An 18,727-nucleotide genomic window follows, 5' to 3' on the forward strand; every position below is an offset into this window, starting at 1 on the left:
TTCATAACAGGAAAGAGATCATCATGACGAAAGCAGAAAAGGTCGTCTGGACCGAGGGCATGTTCCTGCGTCCCCACCATTTTCAGCGGACAGAAAGTTACCTCCTCAACCACGTTCGTGAGTGGGGGGCCTTGCAGCGTTCGTATCTCTGGGGCTTTCTCGACCTTGAGCTGGATGAAGCGATGCTTCGCCAGGGCTGTATTGCCCTCAGCTACTGTAGCGGTTTGCTGCCTGACGGCACCTTTTTCCAGGTGCGCAGCGACCGCAACGGTCCGGCTACGCTAAAAATCCCCGATAATCTCACCAATGAAAAGGTGGTGCTTGCGCTGCCGGTTCGTCGCGGTGGCCGTGAAGAGGTGATTTTCAGCGAGGAGCAGTCTTCTCTGGCGCGTTTTATTACCTTTGAACAAGAGGTGGAAGACGACAACGCGATGTCGGTCGGGGAGGCGACGGTTCAGTTTGGCCGCCTGCGTCTGACCCTGATGCTGGAGAAAGATCTGACGGCAGAATGGACCGCCATCGGCGTGGCGTACGTCGCTGAAAAGCGCAACGACAACCACGTGCGGCTGGATAACAGCTACATCCCGCCAATGCTGAACGCCAATAACAGCCCGCAGCTGTTCGGCATGATCAATGACCTGCACGGCTTGCTGGTGCAGCGTAGCCAGCAGATCGGCGGCCGCCTGCGCCAGCCGGGGCGTTTCAATACGTCTGAGATGGTTGAGTTCACGCTTCTCTCGCTGATCAACCGCCACCTTGGCGATGTCTCACATTTAAAAACGCTGCCGCTGCTTCATCCGGAAGCGCTCTGGCGCAGCTGGCTGCCGTTTGCCACGGAGCTCGCCACCTGGACGCCGCAGCGTACCGCAGAGAGCATACTGCCGGTATACGACCATGACGATCTCGCCGTTTGCTTCAGCAAACTGATGCTGATGCTGCGTCAGGGACTGTCGCTGGTGATGGAAGATCATGCCATCCAGCTGCCGCTGCACGAACGCTCCCACGGTCTGAACATCGCCACCGTGCCGGAGACCAGCATGGTCCGCGAATTTGGCTTCGTGCTGGCGGTAAAAGCCAATGTCCCCGGCGAACACCTGCAAACCCATTTTCCTGCCCAGATGAAGGTTGCGCCAGTCTCGAAAATCCGCGATCTGGTTCAGCTTCAGCTGCCGGGCATCATGCTTCGGGCAATGCCCGTCGCGCCGCCGCAGATCCCGTGGCATGCAGGCTACAGCTATTTCGAACTCGAAAGGGGCAGCGAACTGTGGCACGAGATGGACAAGTCCGGGGCATTCGCGCTGCATCTCGCAGGGGAATTCCCGGGTCTCGATATGGAGTTCTGGGCCATCCGTAGCCCGACAGAATAATAAAGCGAGCGCTTAATATGCAGGAACGACAGGATACCGGCAGTGATGCCGTGTTTACCGGAGCCAGTGGGAACAATCAGCTGGTGGCGGCCGCCAATCCGCTGCTCAATGCGATTCCGCAAATCCGTCATTCGGTTTCCCACGACGATCAGGTCGGGCTGCGCCAGCGCCTGATTGACGAAATTCGCCGTTTCGAGGTGCGATGCCAGCAGGCGGGCTTACCGTATGAAGTGATTGTCGGCGCGCGCTACTGCCTCTGCACGGCGCTGGACGAAGCCGCCGCGCTGACTCCCTGGGGAAGCAGCGGCGTCTGGTCAAGCAATGGTCTGCTGGTGACGTTTCATAACGAAACCTGGGGCGGCGAGAAGTTTTTCCAGCTGCTGGCGCGTCTGTCGCAGAATCCGCGCGAACACATTCTGCTGCTGGAGATGATCAACTACTGTCTGCTGCTCGGCTTTGAAGGCCGCTACCGCGTGCTGGACAATGGCCGGACCCAGCTTGAAACCATCAAACAGCGCCTGTGGCAGATGATCCGTGGCGTGCGCGGCAGCTACCCGCCGCCGCTCTCGCCGCACCCGGAAGATCGCCCCGTTCTGCGCAAGCTCTGGCGGCCGATGATCCCACTCTGGGCGTGCGTGGCGCTGGTCGGCTTTATCGCCTGCCTGTTCTATATCGTGCTGAACTGGCGTCTGGGTGATAACACCAGCCCGGTACTGGCGAAAATTTACCAGTCCCAACTGCCGGAAACCACGATCCAGCAGCCTGCGCGTCAGCTGCCGGCAGTGCTGAACCTGCGCGGCTTCCTGAAACCGGAAATTGATGCCGGTCTGGTGGCCGTTAAGGATGAGGCGGATCGCAGCGTGGTGATCCTGAAAGGGGACGGACTCTTTGCCTCGGCCTCAACGGTGGTGCGCGATCGCTATGAGCCGGTCATCGACCGCATCGCCCAGGCGATGAATAACGTCAGCGGCAAAATTCTGGTGGTTGGGTACAGCGACAACGTGCCGATCCGCAGCGCACGCTTCGCCTCCAACTATGAACTCTCGCTTGAGCGCGCCCGTTCGGTGCAAAAACAGCTCCAGGGTAGCCTCTCGCAGCCTGAGCGCGTCAAAGCCGAAGGGCGGGGCGAGATCAACCCGGTAGCGCCTAACACCACGCCTGAAAATCGCGCCCGTAACCGCCGCGTGGAGATTACGCTGCTGGTGTCGCCTGACAATACCCAGGCCGAGCTGAACGGATTGCCGCAAGGAAACTAAGGATGCTGACTACTCTACTTTCTATACTGACCAATCGCATTCTGTGGAGCTTCCTGGGCGTAACGGCGCTCGCGGCGGTCATCTGGATGATTGGCCCGCTGTTGTCCATCGTAGATACCCGCCCGCTTGAATCAGAGCAGAACCGCGTCATCAGCATTGCGGTGGTCTACCTGATTTGGGCCCAGAGCCACATTCTGCCGCGGATGTATAACGCCTGGCTGAACCGTAAGCTGATGGACAAGCTCAACGAAAATACCACCAGCCCGGAGGCGGCCGATCCGCAGAAACGTCTGAACAGCGAGGAGCAGATCCTTGCCGGGCGTTTCGATGAAGCCGCCCAGATGCTGAAAAAAGCCCACTTCAGCAAAGCGGGACATGGCGCACAGTGGACGCAGCGCTTCAGCACGCAATACCTCTATCAGCTGCCGTGGTACGTCATTATTGGCGCGCCAGGTTCCGGTAAAACCACCGCGCTGGCCAACTCCGGGCTGCAATTCCCGCTGGCGGATCGCTTCGGTAAAACCGCGCTGCGCGGCATTGGCGGCACGCGCAACTGTGACTGGTGGTTTACCAACGAGGCGGTTCTGCTGGATACCGCGGGGCGCTATACCACTCAGGAGAGTGAGCAGGTTCAGGACGCCGGGGAGTGGCTGGAATTTATCAACCTGCTGCGTAAATACCGCCGTCGCCAGCCCATCAACGGCGTGATTATTACTATCAGTATTTCCGACCTGCTTTCGCAGTCCGCTGAGGCCTCCCGACAGCAGGCGGTCAACCTGCGCCAGCGTCTCTCCGAGCTGCATGAACAGCTGGGTATTCGCTTCCCGGTTTATGTGATGGTGACCAAAGCGGACCTGCTTAAAGGCTTCCGCGCCTGGTTTGCGGATTACGACAAAGCCCAGCGCGACCAGATCTGGGGCTTTACGCTGCCGTGGGAGCAGACCAAACACGCCGATTACGATCTTATGGGCAACTTCCAGCAGGAATTTTCCCTGCTGCAACAGCGTCTGGATGCGGGCCTTCCGGAAACCATGCTCAAAGAGCATGACGCCAAAACCCGTGCGGAAGCCTATCTCTTCCCGCAGGAGTTCGCCGCGCTGCGTCCGCTGCTGGCAGACTACCTGAGCACGGTCTTTGCCCGCTCAAACTTCGAAACCGAATTTTCGCCGCGCGGCATCTACTTCGCCAGCGGCACCCAGGAAGGGATGCCGTTTGACCGCGTGATGGGCGAGCTGAACCGCGCGCTCTCCTTACCTGAAGGGGAGGAAAGCACGCGCTGGGATTCGGTGAGCAAAGAGGCGCCGATCCCGGGCGCGAAGGGTCAAAGCTTCTTCATTAAGAACCTGCTGCAAAACGTGATTTTCCAGGAAGCGGGCATCGCCGGGGAAAACCGCTGGTGGGAGCTTCGCAACCGCGCCGTGATGTGGTCCGGCTACGCGGCGCTGCTGGCTCTGCTGGTGATCCTGGGTGGCCTGTGGCTGACCAGCTACGCTAAAAATAAAGCCTATCTGGAAGAAGTGGACGCAAAAGTGCCGATGCTGGAGCAGCAGAGCAAGGCGCTGCAAAACCAGCCCCAGCGCGATCTGTTTGCGCTTCTGCCGCTGCTTAACAGCCTGGTGGATCTGCCGAAAAGCGATGCCTTCGACGTTAACGACCCGCCGGTTTCCCGCCGCATGGGGCTTTATCGCGGGGATGACGTCAGCGATGCCTCGCAGTCTCTGTATCAGAAGGCGCTGGATCAGATGCTGCTGCCTGCTGTGGCGATGCACATTACCACCTGGCTGCGCAACGACAACGGCAGCGATGTGGAGTATAGCTATGAGGCGCTGAAAGCCTATCAGATGCTCTACCAGCCGAAGCACTATGACGGCAAATTCCTGCACTCGTGGGTAATGCTCAACCTGCAACGCAACCTGCCGCAGAACGTGACGCAGGCGCAGCTTCAGGAGCTGGAATGGCACCTGACCCAGCTGCTGGAGCCAAAAATTCAGGCTTCACCGTATGCGCAGGATGAGGATCTGGTGGCCCGTGAAAGGGCGCTCATCAACCAGCAGCCGCTCTCCACCCGCGTATATGGCCGCCTGAAACGTCTGCTGGAGCATGATGAGAACCTGAAGCCGGTTTCGCTTTCAGATCTCGGCGGCCCGCAGAGCGAGCTGGTGTTTTCCCGTAAGAGCGGCAAGCCGGTGAGTGAAGGCGTACCGGGTCTGTATACACCGGACGGCTACTGGAAGAGCTTCAACGACCAGATCGACAGCGTGACCACCGCCCTGCACGAAGATGATGCCTGGGTGCTGGGAGCAACCGCTGCCCAGGAAGATAAACAGCAGATCGATAACGCCGTGCGCCAGCTCTACATGCGCGACTTTATCGTCAACTGGGATCGCTTTCTCGCGGACATACAGCTCAACAACAGCGCCGATCTTTCCCAGCGCATCAACACCGCGCGCCTGCTTTCAGGCACCAACTCGCCGCTGCGCCGTCTGGTACTTAACCTGAGCAAGGTGCTGACCCTGTCGCGCACTGCGCCTGCCCCGGAAGATGCGCAGAAAGCGGAAGACCAAAGCAACCGCGCCACCCGTACGCTGGAAGCGCTGTTCAGCAACGGTGACAATGCCCCGACGCAGGGCGCGGTTGTGACGCAGGCGCCTGAGCAACTGGTGACCGACCACTATGCGCCGATGATTGAGCTGGCGCAGCCGCTGGAGAAGGGCGGTAAGACCATCGTCTTTGATGATTTTCTCAAGCAGGTTGACGAGCTTTATCGCTACCTGACAGCCGTTCAGGATGCAGCAAACAGCGGTATGCCCGCGCCGGGCGGCGATGCCATCAGCCGCCTGCAAGCCAGCGCGGGCCGTCTGCCGGGCGGGCTGCAAACCATGTTCAGTAATATGGCCGTGGGCGCCAGCAGCGATACCCAGCGTCGCGATCTGGAGAACGTGCGTAAGCGCATCAACGTGGAAGTGGGCGGGTTCTGCCGTCAGGCGATTGCCGGGCGTTACCCGCTGGTGCGCAGCGCCAGCACCGAGGTGACGCCGGACGATCTCGCCCGCATGTTCGCGCCGGGCACCGGACTGATGGACACCTTTTTCCGCGACAACCTGACCAACAAGGTGGACACCACCCAGGCGAACTGGCGCTTTATGCCGGGCATTGACGGTAAAACGCTGCCGGGCAGTGAAGGGCTGCTGCGTCCGTTCCAGCAGGCGCAGTCTGTCCGCGATGCCTTTTTCGCCAACGGCGCGACCACGCCATCCTTTAAGGTGACGGTGCGCACCGTGCGGATGGACAACACCATTCTGAACCTGACGCTGGACGTGGACGGCCAACTGCTGCGCTACAGCCACGGTCCGCAGGCGGTGCAGATCATGACCTGGCCGGGGCCGGGCGGGACGAACCAGGTGCGTATGCAGCTCGGTCTGGCCAATGGCAGCACCGCAACGCTGGTGACCAACGGTTCCTGGGCGCTCAACCGCTTTTTCGACAAGGCGCGCACCAGCCCTGGCGCGGGTAGCCTGAGCCGTCAGGCCACGTTCAACGTCGACGGACATCAGGTCACGCTGGAGTTTGCCCCGAACAGCATCCGCAACCCGTTCCAGCTTCCCCGTTTCTCATGCCCATAACCGCAAGGACAGCCGTATGACGAATACCCCTGCGATGAACCGTTATAGCTGGTATGGCAAATTACCCAGCGCCGGAGATTTTTTGCAGCGTCGCTTTCCGGATACCCTGCAACGCCAGTGGTCGCACTGGTTCCAGGTCGGCCTGCTGGCCTGGCAACAGGAAGAGCAGCGCAGCGGCGAGCGCCCGTTTTCTAAAGCCCCGGTGTGGAACTTTGTCGTCCCGCCGATGCTCGGTAGCCAGATGATTCAGATGGGCTGCCTGCTGCCGGGCCGTGACAGCGTAGGCCGCCACTATCCGGTATGCCTGCAACTGAGTTTCACTCCCGCCGAGTGGTCATCCCGCCTGCTCGGGCAGGCTGAGAGCTGGTACCAGCAGCTTGGTCGTCTGGGGCTGCACGCGGTGCGTAACAGCTATTCTGCCTCCCAGCTGGATGAAACGCTGATGACCATCCCGGCGCCCCAGCCGGTTGAGCCGCAAAAGCGCTCCGACATTCTCGACGTGATTGGCTATGACGACGAGGGTCAGAGCACGCTGGGCTGGCCGCAGGCGGCGGAGTGTTTTGATCCGCTGCGCCAGACCAGCTACTGGTGGACAAACCGCTGCGACGGCTATCCGCTGTACACCCACGTCCACAGCGGAAACTTTACCGGGCAGCTCTTTACGCTGCTGTTCGATCCGGCAGGCGGCGCCCGTCCGGGCCGCCACGGTCTTTACCCGCCTATGTTTGAATAAGCAGGGATCTTATGAATATCGATGAATTTCTCGCGCCGATAAGCCCCGACAACCCCTGCGGTGAAAACCTGGAGTACGACGCTGATTTCCAGGCCATGGGGCAGGCCAGTCAGGGCAAAGCCGAGCAGCAGTTTGGCGACACCATCATTCCGGCAGAGCCTGCCGACTGGAACACGGTGGAAAAACTCGCCACCAGCCTACTGGGACGCACCAAAGATCTTCGCGTCATGCTGGCGTTAACCCATGCCTGGACACGTCGTCGCGGGCTGGCAGGTTACGCCGACGGGCTACTGCTGGTGCAGGAAGCCCTGTCCCGTTACTGGGAGCAGCTTTACCCGCTGCTGGAAGAGTATGGCGAAACCGATCCGTTCTACCGCATCAACGCCCTCGCCGGGCTGAGTGATAAATCTGACCTGACGGTAGCGGTACGTAACGCCTCACTGCTCCGCTCAAACGGCGATGAGATTTCGCTCCGTGACGCCCAGGCGCTGCTTGACGGCAGTAAAACCGAGTGTCCGGATTATCCGGGCGGGCGTCCACGACTGATCGATGAGCTGGCCCGGGGCGATCAGCCCGGCACCGAAGCGGTAATCGTGATCAACGAACGCCTGCTGGCCATCCGCGAACTGCTTACCGGCTATCTCGGGGAAAGTGGCGTACCGGAGATGGAACAGCTGCTGAAAACCGTCGGGCTGGTCGCCAGCGCGTGTCAGGTGACCGACATCAGTAAGCTGCTGTCGAACCGTGACGCGCAGGCTGAACAGCACGCTGAGCCGCAGCCTGCGGCAGCGCAGCCCGTTCAGCCGGTCACCGACTGGCGCAGCGTGCAGGTGACCAGCCGCGCCGACGCGCAGCTAATGCTGGAAAAAGCGAAACAGTACTTTGCGCAGTACGAACCCAGCCATCCCGCACCGCTGATGATTGAACGGGTGCAGCGGCTGTCTGAACTCAACTTTATGGACATTATTCGCGACCTGGCGCCAGACGGCGTTAACCAACTGGAAAACATCTTTGGACGCCGCGAATGACGCGTCCTGGCATTATGGCGACAGGCATGGAGTCTGCCGTTTCACCTTCACCGCGCATCTTTGATGGAGAACATCATGGCAATGAGTAACAGTGGACAGAAATTCATCGCACGCAACCGTGCTCCCCGCGTGCAGATCGAATACGACGTAGAGATCTACGGTGCAGAACGCAAAATTCAGCTGCCGTTTGTGATGGGCGTTATGGCCGATCTGGTTGGCAAGCCGGTGGAAAACCTGCCAGCCGTCGACGAGCGTAAATTCCTGGAAATCGACATCGACAACTTCGACGAACGCATGAAGGCGCTGAAGCCGCGCGTGGCGTTCCAGGTGGATAACACCCTGACCGGCGAAGGTAAGCTCAACGTCGATCTGACCTTTGACAGCATGGACGACTTCCTGCCGGACGCGATGGCCCGTAAAGTAGAGCCGCTGAACAAGCTGCTGGAAGCCCGTACCCAGCTCTCCAACCTGCTGACCTACATGGACGGCAAAAACGGCGCGGAAGAGCTGATTGCAAAAATCCTTCAGGATCCGACGCTGCTCAAATCCCTGAGCCAGTTGCCGAAAAATGACGAAAGTGCGAAAGGTAGCGAGGAATAATCGATGAGCAACCAGACTCAACAACACGATCAGCAGGCGGGCCAGGCGTTCAGCCAGGACGAGTTCAGCGCGCTGCTGAATAAAGAGTTCCGCCCGAAAACCGATCAGGCGCGCTCTGCCGTAGAAAGCGCGGTTAAAACCCTGGCGCAGCAGGCGCTGGAAAACACCGTGACCTTCTCAAACGATACCTACCGCACCATTCAGAACCTGATTGCCGGTATTGACGAGCAGCTTTCGCAGCAGGTGAACCAGATCATTCACCACGAGGAGTTCCAGAAGCTGGAGAGCGCCTGGCGCGGCCTGAGCTACCTGGTGAACAATACCGAAACCGACGAGATGCTGAAGATCCGCTTTATGAGCATCTCCAAGCAGGAGCTGGGCCGCACCCTGAAGCGCTACAAGGGCGTGGGCTGGGACCAGAGCCCGATCTTCAAAAAAATCTACGAGCAGGAGTACGGCCAGTTCGGTGGCGAGCCGTTTGGCTGCATCGTAGGCGACTACTACTTCGACCACAGCCCGCAGGACGTTGAGCTGCTGGGCGAGATGGCGCGCATTGGCTCCGCGGCCCACTGTCCGTTCATCACCGGTACCGCACCGGGCGTGATGCAGATGGAGTCCTGGCAGGAACTGGCTAACCCGCGCGATCTGACCAAAATCTTCCAGAACACCGAATACGCCGCCTGGCGTTCACTGCGTGAATCGGAAGATGCCCGCTATCTGGGCCTGGTGATGCCGCGCTTCCTGTCGCGCCTGCCGTACGGCATTCGCACCAACCCGGTCGACAGCTTTGATTTTGAAGAGCAGACCGACGGCGCGAACCACAACAGCTACTCCTGGGCGAACGCGGCCTATGCGATGGCGGCCAACATCAACCGCTCCTTTAAAGAGTACGGCTGGTGCACCTCGATTCGCGGCGTCGAATCCGGCGGGGCGGTGGAAAACCTGCCGTGCCACACCTTCCCGAGCGATGACGGCGGCGTGGACATGAAGTGCCCGACCGAGATCGCCATCAGCGATCGCCGTGAAGCGGAACTGGCGAAAAACGGCTTTATGCCGCTGGTTCACCGCAAAAACTCCGACTTCGCCGCCTTCATCGGCGCGCAGTCCCTGCAAAAACCGGCCGAGTATCATGACCCGGACGCCACCGCGAACGCGCGCCTGGCCTCCCGTCTGCCTTACCTGTTCGCCTGCTGTCGTTTTGCTCACTACCTGAAGTGCATCGTGCGCGACAAAATCGGCTCCTTCCGCGAGCGCGAAGAGATGGAACGCTGGCTGAACGACTGGGTGATGAACTACGTCGACGGTGACCCGGCGAACTCCTCCCAGGAAACCAAGTCCCGTAAACCGCTGGCGGCGGCGGAAGTGCAGGTGCAAGAAATCGAAGACAACCCGGGCTACTACGCCGCGAAGTTCTTCCTGCGTCCGCACTACCAGCTGGAAGGTCTGACCGTTTCCCTGCGTCTGGTATCTAAACTGCCGTCGCTGAAGACGAAAGACGCGTGATAATAATTGCCGGCCCGCAGGGGCCGGCCATTTGTGCGTAAAAGCTTAACTTATTTCTGTCAGTGAATAAGGATATACGGTGAAACATATACTTGTGATCGCGACCAGTTTGCTGGCAGTTTCTACTCTCGCAAGCGCGGACGCCGGAAATTATAAATACCCTCAAGCGGAAGCATTGCCTCAGGATGACACATCAAACTTCCAACGCGATCCGACGCTGTTAACAGGGTACGATTTAAATCTGAGTGCAGAGCGTTTTGCTAAAGCCTGGCTGTCGAAAACGAATGAACGTGAACGCATTAAGGCAAATATGTATCTTCTCGGCGTAGTCGACGCGTCTGAGGGCACTGCATGGTGCAAGGGCAGGCCTTTTTTGCCAAATACAATACATGAGTTTCTCTATTCTCGTTTTGCGAACTTATCGAAACAGCAAGGCGAGGAGCGCGCTTCAAAAATCATCATTGACGGCATGAAAGAATTACGCCCGTGCAAAAAAGGAGAGTGACAAATGAGACCATTATACGAACAACTTAAACGTCAGCATTACTCTTCAAATCACACACGCGCGGGTTTTGCCTCGGGTGAACAGGTTTTTTCAGAAATTGGCTACGATTATTCGACGATTATCAAGCAACAACCGGCATACGAAAATACCTGTGCGGTAAGAATGAGCCTGGCATTGTTAAAATGTAATGTTGAATTTACAGGGCGTTTACCCATAAAGACCGGTCCCTATAAGGGAAAAACAATCGAGCCTGGCGCAAAATTACTTGCCGATCAGCTTTATAAATCCCATGTGTTTGGCAAGGCAGAAATCTTTAAAGACCGCGAGGCTGGTGCACGCTCAATGTTGGGCCGAAAAGGTGTTGTTTTCTTCAATAAAATTGATGGGTATGGCGGTGGTCATATCGACCTTATCGAGCCTCTGAGTAATAATTCGTTTATATGTAACTCCGATTGCTTTCCGTACTGTCAGGAAATCTGGTTTTGGGAATTAAAATAATTATATTCAGGTGTTTAAAGACCGTATTTCTTTTGCTCACTTGCTTATCTTTTTCTGCTCGCGGTGACAACCCTTACGTTGATTTTTATCAGCAGCAAACATACCGGCAGGTGGTTAAAGATTTTGTCCTGGCGCGCTGCCTTGCGCAGGTAGCAGATAAAGGCAGTCAATTTTCTGCTGATGCGGCCCGCAGTGCGAGCGCATTTATTGAATGGATACCGTTTGATGCTGAAAACGGTACTGACAAAGTTAACGCCATTATTGGGAAGTATAAAAACCAAATTAATGGTTTCCACTCGGAGCGCAAACCTGATGTAAAAGGCGTAACCTTAAATTGTCTACGTCTTTATCATAGTGACGAACTGAATAAACTGGTTCCGCAGCTCATCATTGGCGATCCTGATCGTACCTGGATTCAGGATAATCCGCAGTAGTAAAAGACTTCACATTCTTTCCTTTCATTCAGGGGGAATGTAAGACTGTCAAATGACACGGGTCGTTTGATATGAGGCAGAGGTAAAATATGGACGGTTTTATTCAGCCCCATGCTTTCCTGTTTGCCATATAAGGGCTTTTTCGAAAGCAATATTGTTCATCCACGAAGAGTAGATATTATGGCTATTGATATGTTTCTGAAGGTCGAGGGTGTTACGGGCGAATCTAAAGATTCTAACCACACCGGCTGGACTGACATTACCTCCTTCTCCTGGGGCGCGTCCCAGCCAGGTAATATGAGTGTGGGTGGTGGCGGTGGTGCCGGTAAGGTTAACTTTAACGATCTGCACGTTAACGCTCTGATCGACAAATCCACTACAGCAATCCTGAAACACTGCGCAAGCGGTAAACACCTGACCAAAGTTGAACTGTCCGTCTGCAAAGCGGGTGGTCAGCAGGTTGAATACACCCGCATCACCCTGGAAGACGTTCTCGTGACTTCCGTTCAGTACACGGGTGCAGACAACGGCGATACCGTTGGCGTGACCTATGCATTCCAGGCTGCGAAAGTGAAACAGCAGTACTGGGAGCAGACCACTGCCGGTGGTAAAGGTGCTGAAAGCAGCGCTGGCTGGAACATCAAAGAAAACAAAGAAGCGTAATTGCGCGCGTGACCGGGGAGTTTTCCCCGGTCATTATTTACAGAGACTTAATTTCGTTTGCAAAGGGATGTCAATATGAGCGTAAAATCAACGGTTGCTCCTGGTTATTGTGTTGTTCAGCAGGCTGGTACGTTAGATTTCCAGGCAAGACTACTGTTCAATAAACCAGACAGTGAAGCGGCACGTTATTTTATGCAAGTGAACAGGGACACACGGTGGTTAAAACCCGGGCAAATATTGATCCTTAATGCTCCGGGTGCTGAAAATGCGGTTCAGCTAAAACAATTACAAAATGCAAAGCAAAAGGTTAATGGAGCATTGGCAGAACTGAATACAGATGAAGCTAATTTCTTTAACAAGCATTTTAGTACCATCGCAGCATTAACTAATTTTATGGATAAATCTCTCGGGGTGGTTGCTGATGCAGGTGAAAGGTACTTTAGCGAAATAGAAAAGAAATTAAAAGCTATCGAACTGGCTTATCAAAATCAATACAGAACGCAAGGCACATTGATCGGGCAGCAGTTTTTTGTTGAAAGGCAAAAACTTTTTTCTGAGCTGGACGTTTTATTAAATAAGCTGTCCAGACTAACGCTGAAACTGAAACCTTATGAAGAAATCAAGCACGCTTTAGGTTTATCAAGCAGGTCAATTGTCCACGAATGGAGTACTGCGGGTGTTGCCTCGATACGAGGGTATTCAACATATGTAGACAATGCTTCAAAAGCTGCCCGTTTTCTGAAAATGGGAGGATGGCTTGCTATCGGCTTCGCTGGTGCAAACACAACCAATGAAGTTTACGATGCCTGTACAGTAGGTAGAGAGCAGAGTTGTTCCAAAGTCGCCGTTAAGAAGTACAGTCAATTTGGCGCCAGTCTTGCGGGCGGGATTTATGGCGGAAAATATGGCGCCATGGCTGGGGCTGGCGTATGTGTTGCATTGGGCGTGGCAACAGGTGGTGTAGGGTTGCTCGCGTGTTCTGTGGTAGGAGCCGCTGCGGGTGGATACATTGGTGGCGAAGTTGCCGGTGGAGCAACTGAATATGTCATGGATAAGCTATGGTGAATTTAGAAAATATTCTTTTATTTCTGATTGTTGTTTTATTTTTACTTGTCGTAATTATGGACTTCATCAGTTCCCGTTATTTTAAAAAACACGAGGCCGAATATAATCAGCTTCTTTCAGAATATAGGCAAAAAGGCTACGATCTCGATCTGGTGACATATTACGCATCATTTTTTGGCTCGCTGGCAAACTATCAAAAAATAATCTGGTTTGTTCGTCTTCGCAAAGGCGTGAAGATGAAATTTACCAAAGACAGAAATGTTCAGGACGATGCCTATAAATTCGTTCAGGCATTACCGGAAGAGAGAATCGGCTGGATATTAAAACTGCATCGACGCTATAAAGCTCAGGCCTTTCTTTTCACGCTATGGCTGCTTATTGGCATTATTTTCCTGAATGTAGTCAAATAATTTTAATCAGCCCATAACCCCCAAACCCCGCCGTTTTCACCCCCGAGAGCGGCAGCGTTTGAGCGCTAATCATACCAGCAGGAATACGCCATGCGATTCACGATTATTTCTACGAAACCCGGTCATCAGCCGCCGCAAAGCAGCTGTGATTTTTATGCCCCGGGCGGCACCATTGGGCGCGGTACGGATAACAATCTGGTGCTGCCGGACAATGACCGCACCATCTCGCGTTTGCAGGCCATCGTTCACGTCGACGCCAGTGCCGAATGCCGCGTCACGAACCGCGGCAGCGTTACCCGCGTGGTACTGAATGATATCCCGCTGGAGCGTGGGCGTCAGGTTGAGCTTCAGGATGGGGATATTCTCGGTATTGATGATTATCGCATTGAAGTCAGCGAACTCATTCATGACACCCAGCCCGTAAGCCGCATGGCGGCCAGCATGCAGCAGGCGCGCCCAGCTGCGACACCTGCTCCGGCGCCACAACCGAAACCGGCCAGCGCCGCGCCTCGCGGAAAAGCTGAACCTACGGCCGTGCCGTCGGAAATCTGGGACAGCCTGATGCAGGAGTTTTCCATCTCCGACAGCATCTCCAGCAACCGGGCAAAACCACAGCCCGCGGCATCCCACGATCCGTTCTCTCAGCCTGCGGCCCCGGAGCGGAATGCCGAAGATCCGCTGGCAATGTTTAACGACGCCGAACCGTCGCTTGAACGTAAAAACGTTGACCCGGACACGCTGTTCAGCGATGAAGCGTTGTTTAAAAAAGAGAGCATCTTTGACGATGTCACCCCTTCAACGCTGGTACAGCCGGACGAAAGCAAACCTGCCCAGCCAAAGGAAGAGGCGTCGGACGAACTTGATCCGTTAGCCCTGTTTGGCGGGTCGGCGAGCGCACCTGCCGCGCGTCACGATGACCCCCTCGGCCTGATGGGTGGCGCGCCGTTAACCCATCCGGATGAAATCGTGGCCGATAAGCCGGAGCCAAAGCCTGAACCGCAAGCCGCACAGGAAGAGGATGCGCTGGCCAGCTCACCGCTGTTCGATCCGGAACCGACTGAACCACAGGATGCGCCGCGCGCGGAAGAAGAGCCCGCGCGTCCCGATTACGCTGGCTTCACCATGCCAACGCCGCAGGCCGTGGCGCGCAGCAACGCGCAGGCGCCTAAAGGCCGCCTGCGTATCGACCCGGTTAAAAACGCTGCTTCGCCTGCTTCCTCCGCGCAGACCGGCGAGCGGGGCGAGGTGCTTCAGGGCGAACTGCTGGAGGCGCTGCTGGAGGGCATGGGCCTGAGCGAAATGCAGCCGGTGCCGCAGTTTGACCGGGAAAATATGCGTCAGCTGGGGCAGATCCTGGGCATGTTCTCGCAGGGGACCGTGGCGCTGCTCTCCTCGCGCTCCATCCTCAAGCGTGGGGTGAAAGCCGATATGACCATGGTGCTCGACGATGCGAACAACCCGTTCAAACTGTTGCCGACCGGGAAAACGGTGCTGATCCAGATGTTCGGCACGCCGATGCCGGGCTTTATGCCGCCGACCAAATCGGTGCGTGATGCGCTAATCGATCTCCAGGCGCACCAGCTGGGGATGATCTCCGGTATCCGCGCCATTATCGCCGCCATGCTGCAATCCTTTAATCCGGAACAGCTGGAAGAGCAGGCGAAGCAGAACGGGATGACGTCACGCCTGGCGCTGCCGGGCAGCCGTAAAGCCGCGCTGTGGGATTATTTCGTTCGCAGCTATGGCGAGACGGCGGGCGAGATCGAGGACGACTTCCATACCCTGTTTGGCGAAGCCTTCCTCCATGCCTATGACATGGAGGTCAATCAGTACAAAGACTCACAAAGCGGATCGGAAGAAAAATGAATATCGCAACGGCTTCTCTCTCCCGCCAGGGGACGCGCGCCAGCAACCAGGATCAGACGGGAGAAACCATCGGGGAACGTTCAGCCTGCTTTGTCGTCTGTGACGGCATCGCGGGCCTGCCGGGCGGCGAGGTGGCCGCTGAGCTGGCCCGCAACAGCATTATTTCCCGCTTTGACGGCGACAAGCACCTGAATGCGCAGCATATTCGTGACTACGTCCAAACGGCGAACCGCACCATCCTCAGCGAACAACAGGCCGTGCAGGACTATCGCCGGATGGGCACCACGCTGGTCAGCCTGTTTATCGACAGGGATTACCGTCTGGCTTACTGGGCGCACGCCGGAGACAGCCGCCTGTACCTGTTTCGCCGCGGCTGGCTGTGGCATGTCACCACCGATCACAGCCTCGTCCAGCAGATGAAAGATGCCGGGCATCAGACCGACGATCTCAACAGCAACCTGCTGTATCTGGCGCTGGGTATTGAGAATGGCGGACCGGAAGCGAGCTACAGCGATGTCGTGCAGGTCGAGGACGGTGATGCCTTCCTGCTCTGCACCGACGGTTTCTGGCACGGCGTCAGCGAAGAGCAGATGAAGCAGTCGCTGCACATGGTCAATACGCCACAGGAGTGGCTGACCTTAATGAACCAAATCATTCAAAAGAATGCCGAACAGGAGGGCAATGCTCAGGATAACTATACCGCCGTGGCGGTGTGGATGGGCAACCCTCAGGACACCACTTTGCTGCATACGCTCTCTGACGCAGCACAATTTCTTCCCTGCGGAACTGATTAGACACACAAGGATTGATATGAAACTTTGGCTATCGGGTTTGGCTCTTCTGACGGTGGCGACCACCGCACAGGCTGAAAACTTCCGCATCGTGCAGTCTCCTGCGCAGAAGCTGGATATCTGGATCGACAACATTAAAGACAATACGCCGCAAAGCTGGTGTAAGGCGGACGTGGCGCTGCGTATCGTGGCGAACGGCAAGAAAGAGGTTTCGGTGCTGGAAAACTTCGTGCCGCGCCTTGGCTCGCTGCTGGAGCACCAGTGCAGCAAGCTGAATACCCTGAACTGGACGCTTAACGATCCGGAAGGCACGACGCTTGCCCGGGGCACAGCGGCTAAAGCGCAGGACTGGGCGCTGGTGGTGAAACAGCAGGAAACGGCGGCGGCAACGACCACCACCTCAGGCGCGCTGCTGCCGCCTGACCAGAATCCGGAGACGCACACCGTGGCGGCAGATCGTACGCCATGGCAGGAGTTCACCCTTCAGGACGGTTGCCACCTGCGCACCTTCTGGGAGGGCGGTTCCTCCGCGCCGGCGCTGTTTATTCCGGATTCCGACACCACCCGCTGCGGCAACGGTAGCTGGCTCAGCGGCCACACCGTGGTGACGCAAAATCGTAACGGGACGCAGAAAGCGATTCCGGTCACCTACATTCACGGCTTCCCGGTGATGGGACTGAACAACGCGGTCGATCCTGAAAAGGCGCTGATCACCTCCGTTAACAAAGAGCGCATGGTCTTCAGCACCCCGAACAGCGACCAGAGCTGGATGATCCTGCCGTACGACAGCACTCTGAACGGCTGGAAGAGCAACGGCACGGTGGCGGTGGAAATCACCCGTGAGATCGCCAGCGACGACGCCAGACTCCAGGCGCGTATCGCAGAGGTGAAGAAGATCTGGAGCGCATGGGTTGCACCGGGCGCGGAGCTGAACGTTGTTCTGATTGACACGCTGCGTCCGCAGCTGCGCGATCCGGCAGTGGGCACCTGGCGCGCGACGAATTAAGGAGGGGCTATGAATACGCTTTATCAACGTCTGGCGGGTGAGTCGATTAGCGACGCGCTGCTTCGCCTGGAAGCCGAAATCAAAGCTCGTCCGGCGGATGCCGATCTGCGCGCCGCGTTTGTGCAGTTTCTGATCCTCAGCGGCAACTGGGCGCGCGCCCTGACCCAGCTGAAGAGCTGGCTGGCGCTGAAGCCGCAGGCAAAACCAACCGTAACGCTGCTGGAGCAGGCCATTCAGGGTGAACAGCAGCGGGCGCGCGTGTTCGCGGGAGAGGCGCGACCGGCAATGCCCGAGGCGCAGTGGCCGTGGCTGTCGACGTTAGCCCAGGCGCTGACCGAACGCGCCGGGCAAGCGCAAACGCTGCGCCTGGAGGCACTCGAACAGGCCCCGGCAAGCCGCGGGCAGGTCACGCTGGAGAATGAAGAGAGCCACACCTTTGAATGGCTGATGGACGGCGATGCCCGTCTTGGGCCGGTGTGTGAAACCCTGGTCAATGGCCGCTATTTCTGGGTGCCGTTCTGCGCCATCGATGCGATCCGTTTTCAGGCTCCGGCCAGCGTGACCGATCTGGTGTGGCGTCATGCGCTGGTCCGCCTCACGGACGGCACCGAGCAGGTGTGTCAGATCCCGGCGCGTTATCCGTTTGCTGACGGCGCTTCCGATAGCGTTAGACTGGGGCGCACCACCGAGTGGCTCCCGCTCGACGACGACGGTGTCCTGTATGAAGGCATGGGGCAGAAAGCCTGGCTGAGCGAGCAAAGCGAAAGCCCGCTGCTTACCCTGAGCCTGGTGACATTTACCTCGGATGGTGCGGATGAGTAATACCGCTGGCGAAGGCGATCTGCTGCGCAGCGGCTGGCAGGCCCGCAGCAGGCAGGAGAAAGTGGGGGCGCGCGACAAAATGCAGCCCTCACTGCTGGATCGCCTGACGGATAACGATCCGGAAAAAAAACGCGAGTCCGCCAACAGCAATCTGATTACCCACGCCGCGCTGCGTCGTAACGTCCTGCGGGATTTACAGTGGTTGTTTAATACCATCAACCACGATACCTCCAGCGATCTGAGCGGGCTGACGCAGGTGAGCCGTTCCGTCGTTAACTTCGGCGTCGCGCCGCTGGCGGGGAAAAGAATGTCTGATATCGAATGGCACGACATTCAGCGCAAGCTCACCGAAGCGATTATTAACTTTGAACCGCGGATCCTGCCGCAGGGGCTTCAGGTTCGCTGCGTGTCCGATACCTCCTCGTTAGATCTGCACAACGTTCTGTCTATCGAAATCAAAGGCCGCCTGTGGTGCGTGCCGTATCCGCTGGAGTTTCTCTTTCGCACCGACGTCGATCTGGAAAACGGCCATTTTGAACTGAAAGATGCGGGGTAAT

At 57.1% G+C, this 18,727-nt stretch carries 18 protein-coding genes; all 18 read left to right on the forward strand.

Going from position 1 to position 18,727, the window contains the following annotated elements; genetic code table 11:
• Positions 1–23 precede the first annotated feature (23 nt).
• Complete coding sequence (gene tssK, locus AM329_RS04325) at positions 24–1,367, forward strand: type VI secretion system baseplate subunit TssK (RefSeq protein WP_032609483.1); 1,344 nt, start codon at positions 24–26, stop codon at positions 1,365–1,367.
• 17 nt (positions 1,368–1,384) lie between these two features.
• The gene (locus tag AM329_RS04330) at positions 1,385–2,623 is read left to right on the forward strand and encodes a DotU family type VI secretion system protein (protein WP_003859963.1); all 1,239 of its coding nucleotides are present in this window, start codon (positions 1,385–1,387) and stop codon (positions 2,621–2,623) included.
• Between the two features lie 2 nt (positions 2,624–2,625).
• Positions 2,626–6,246 carry a type VI secretion system membrane subunit TssM gene (tssM, locus tag AM329_RS04335; RefSeq protein WP_032609482.1) on the forward strand — a complete coding sequence of 1,207 codons (3,621 nt, stop codon included), beginning with the start codon at positions 2,626–2,628 and terminating at the stop codon, positions 6,244–6,246.
• A gap of 16 nt (positions 6,247–6,262) precedes the next feature.
• On the forward strand, positions 6,263–6,979 hold the full coding sequence (gene tagF / locus AM329_RS04340; RefSeq protein WP_032609480.1) for a type VI secretion system-associated protein TagF: 717 nt from the start codon (positions 6,263–6,265) through the stop codon (positions 6,977–6,979).
• Between the two features lie 11 nt (positions 6,980–6,990).
• Positions 6,991–8,007, forward strand: coding sequence for a type VI secretion system protein TssA (gene tssA / locus AM329_RS04345; RefSeq protein ID WP_032609478.1), 1,017 nt, complete (start codon positions 6,991–6,993; stop codon positions 8,005–8,007).
• Positions 8,008–8,082: 75 nt separating this feature from the next.
• On the forward strand, positions 8,083–8,607 hold the full coding sequence (tssB, locus tag AM329_RS04350; protein WP_045135571.1) for a type VI secretion system contractile sheath small subunit: 525 nt from the start codon (positions 8,083–8,085) through the stop codon (positions 8,605–8,607).
• Between the two features lie 3 nt (positions 8,608–8,610).
• The gene (gene tssC / locus AM329_RS04355; protein WP_006810956.1) at positions 8,611–10,110 is read left to right on the forward strand and encodes a type VI secretion system contractile sheath large subunit; all 1,500 of its coding nucleotides are present in this window, start codon (positions 8,611–8,613) and stop codon (positions 10,108–10,110) included.
• A 79-nt stretch (positions 10,111–10,189) separates the two neighbouring features.
• A complete protein-coding gene (locus tag AM329_RS04360; protein WP_022651414.1) occupies positions 10,190–10,615 on the forward strand; it encodes a Rap1a/Tai family immunity protein in 426 nt (141 codons plus the stop codon).
• A gap of 3 nt (positions 10,616–10,618) precedes the next feature.
• Complete coding sequence (locus tag AM329_RS04365; protein WP_022648411.1) at positions 10,619–11,113, forward strand: T6SS effector amidase Tae4 family protein; 495 nt, start codon at positions 10,619–10,621, stop codon at positions 11,111–11,113.
• On the forward strand, positions 11,098–11,547 hold the full coding sequence (locus tag AM329_RS04370) for a T6SS amidase immunity protein Tai4 family protein (protein WP_022651413.1): 450 nt from the start codon (positions 11,098–11,100) through the stop codon (positions 11,545–11,547). The genes AM329_RS04365 and AM329_RS04370 overlap by 16 nt, the downstream gene beginning before the upstream one ends.
• A 180-nt stretch (positions 11,548–11,727) precedes the next feature.
• Positions 11,728–12,210 carry a type VI secretion system tube protein Hcp gene (locus tag AM329_RS04375; protein WP_014884229.1) on the forward strand — a complete coding sequence of 161 codons (483 nt, stop codon included), beginning with the start codon at positions 11,728–11,730 and terminating at the stop codon, positions 12,208–12,210.
• A gap of 75 nt (positions 12,211–12,285) precedes the next feature.
• Positions 12,286–13,275, forward strand: coding sequence for a hypothetical protein (locus tag AM329_RS04380; RefSeq protein WP_015570333.1), 990 nt, complete (start codon positions 12,286–12,288; stop codon positions 13,273–13,275).
• On the forward strand, positions 13,269–13,685 hold the full coding sequence (locus AM329_RS04385) for a hypothetical protein (protein ID WP_032609476.1): 417 nt from the start codon (positions 13,269–13,271) through the stop codon (positions 13,683–13,685). Before AM329_RS04380 ends, AM329_RS04385 begins: the two co-directional genes overlap by 7 nt.
• Positions 13,686–13,775: 90 nt before the next feature.
• On the forward strand, positions 13,776–15,551 hold the full coding sequence (tagH, locus tag AM329_RS04390; RefSeq protein ID WP_032609475.1) for a type VI secretion system-associated FHA domain protein TagH: 1,776 nt from the start codon (positions 13,776–13,778) through the stop codon (positions 15,549–15,551).
• On the forward strand, positions 15,548–16,345 hold the full coding sequence (locus AM329_RS04395) for a PP2C family serine/threonine-protein phosphatase (protein ID WP_003859969.1): 798 nt from the start codon (positions 15,548–15,550) through the stop codon (positions 16,343–16,345). Before tagH ends, AM329_RS04395 begins: the two co-directional genes overlap by 4 nt.
• 16 nt (positions 16,346–16,361) lie before the next feature.
• Entirely contained in the window at positions 16,362–17,348 is a 987-nt protein-coding gene (locus AM329_RS04400) for a hypothetical protein (protein ID WP_032609474.1), read from the forward strand.
• 9 nt (positions 17,349–17,357) lie between these two features.
• Positions 17,358–18,170 (forward strand): type VI secretion system accessory protein TagJ, encoded by an 813-nt coding sequence (locus AM329_RS04405; RefSeq protein ID WP_032609472.1) that lies wholly within the window; start codon positions 17,358–17,360, stop codon positions 18,168–18,170.
• Positions 18,163–18,726 carry a type VI secretion system baseplate subunit TssE gene (gene tssE, locus AM329_RS04410; protein ID WP_032609471.1) on the forward strand — a complete coding sequence of 188 codons (564 nt, stop codon included), beginning with the start codon at positions 18,163–18,165 and terminating at the stop codon, positions 18,724–18,726. The genes AM329_RS04405 and tssE overlap by 8 nt, the downstream gene beginning before the upstream one ends.
• The last annotated feature ends 1 nt before the right edge of the window (position 18,727 follow it).

Origin of the sequence: Enterobacter cloacae complex sp. AR_0002 (genome assembly GCF_001922365.1) — a bacterium.
GTDB classification, from domain to species: domain Bacteria; phylum Pseudomonadota; class Gammaproteobacteria; order Enterobacterales; family Enterobacteriaceae; genus Enterobacter; species Enterobacter hormaechei_C.

Coding starts and splice junctions, on each gene's coding strand:
- tssK (WP_032609483.1), top strand. CDS start 24: ATGACGAAAGCAGAAAAGGTCGTCTGGACCGAGGGCATGTTCCTGCGT.
- AM329_RS04330 (WP_003859963.1), top strand. CDS start 1,385: ATGCAGGAACGACAGGATACCGGCAGTGATGCCGTGTTTACCGGAGCC.
- tssM (WP_032609482.1), top strand. CDS start 2,626: ATGCTGACTACTCTACTTTCTATACTGACCAATCGCATTCTGTGGAGC.
- tagF (WP_032609480.1), top strand. CDS start 6,263: ATGACGAATACCCCTGCGATGAACCGTTATAGCTGGTATGGCAAATTA.
- tssA (WP_032609478.1), top strand. CDS start 6,991: ATGAATATCGATGAATTTCTCGCGCCGATAAGCCCCGACAACCCCTGC.
- tssB (WP_045135571.1), top strand. CDS start 8,083: ATGGCAATGAGTAACAGTGGACAGAAATTCATCGCACGCAACCGTGCT.
- tssC (WP_006810956.1), top strand. CDS start 8,611: ATGAGCAACCAGACTCAACAACACGATCAGCAGGCGGGCCAGGCGTTC.
- AM329_RS04365 (WP_022648411.1), top strand. CDS start 10,619: ATGAGACCATTATACGAACAACTTAAACGTCAGCATTACTCTTCAAAT.
- AM329_RS04375 (WP_014884229.1), top strand. CDS start 11,728: ATGGCTATTGATATGTTTCTGAAGGTCGAGGGTGTTACGGGCGAATCT.
- AM329_RS04380 (WP_015570333.1), top strand. CDS start 12,286: ATGAGCGTAAAATCAACGGTTGCTCCTGGTTATTGTGTTGTTCAGCAG.
- AM329_RS04385 (WP_032609476.1), top strand. CDS start 13,269: ATGGTGAATTTAGAAAATATTCTTTTATTTCTGATTGTTGTTTTATTT.
- tagH (WP_032609475.1), top strand. CDS start 13,776: ATGCGATTCACGATTATTTCTACGAAACCCGGTCATCAGCCGCCGCAA.
- AM329_RS04395 (WP_003859969.1), top strand. CDS start 15,548: ATGAATATCGCAACGGCTTCTCTCTCCCGCCAGGGGACGCGCGCCAGC.
- AM329_RS04400 (WP_032609474.1), top strand. CDS start 16,362: ATGAAACTTTGGCTATCGGGTTTGGCTCTTCTGACGGTGGCGACCACC.
- AM329_RS04405 (WP_032609472.1), top strand. CDS start 17,358: ATGAATACGCTTTATCAACGTCTGGCGGGTGAGTCGATTAGCGACGCG.
- tssE (WP_032609471.1), top strand. CDS start 18,163: ATGAGTAATACCGCTGGCGAAGGCGATCTGCTGCGCAGCGGCTGGCAG.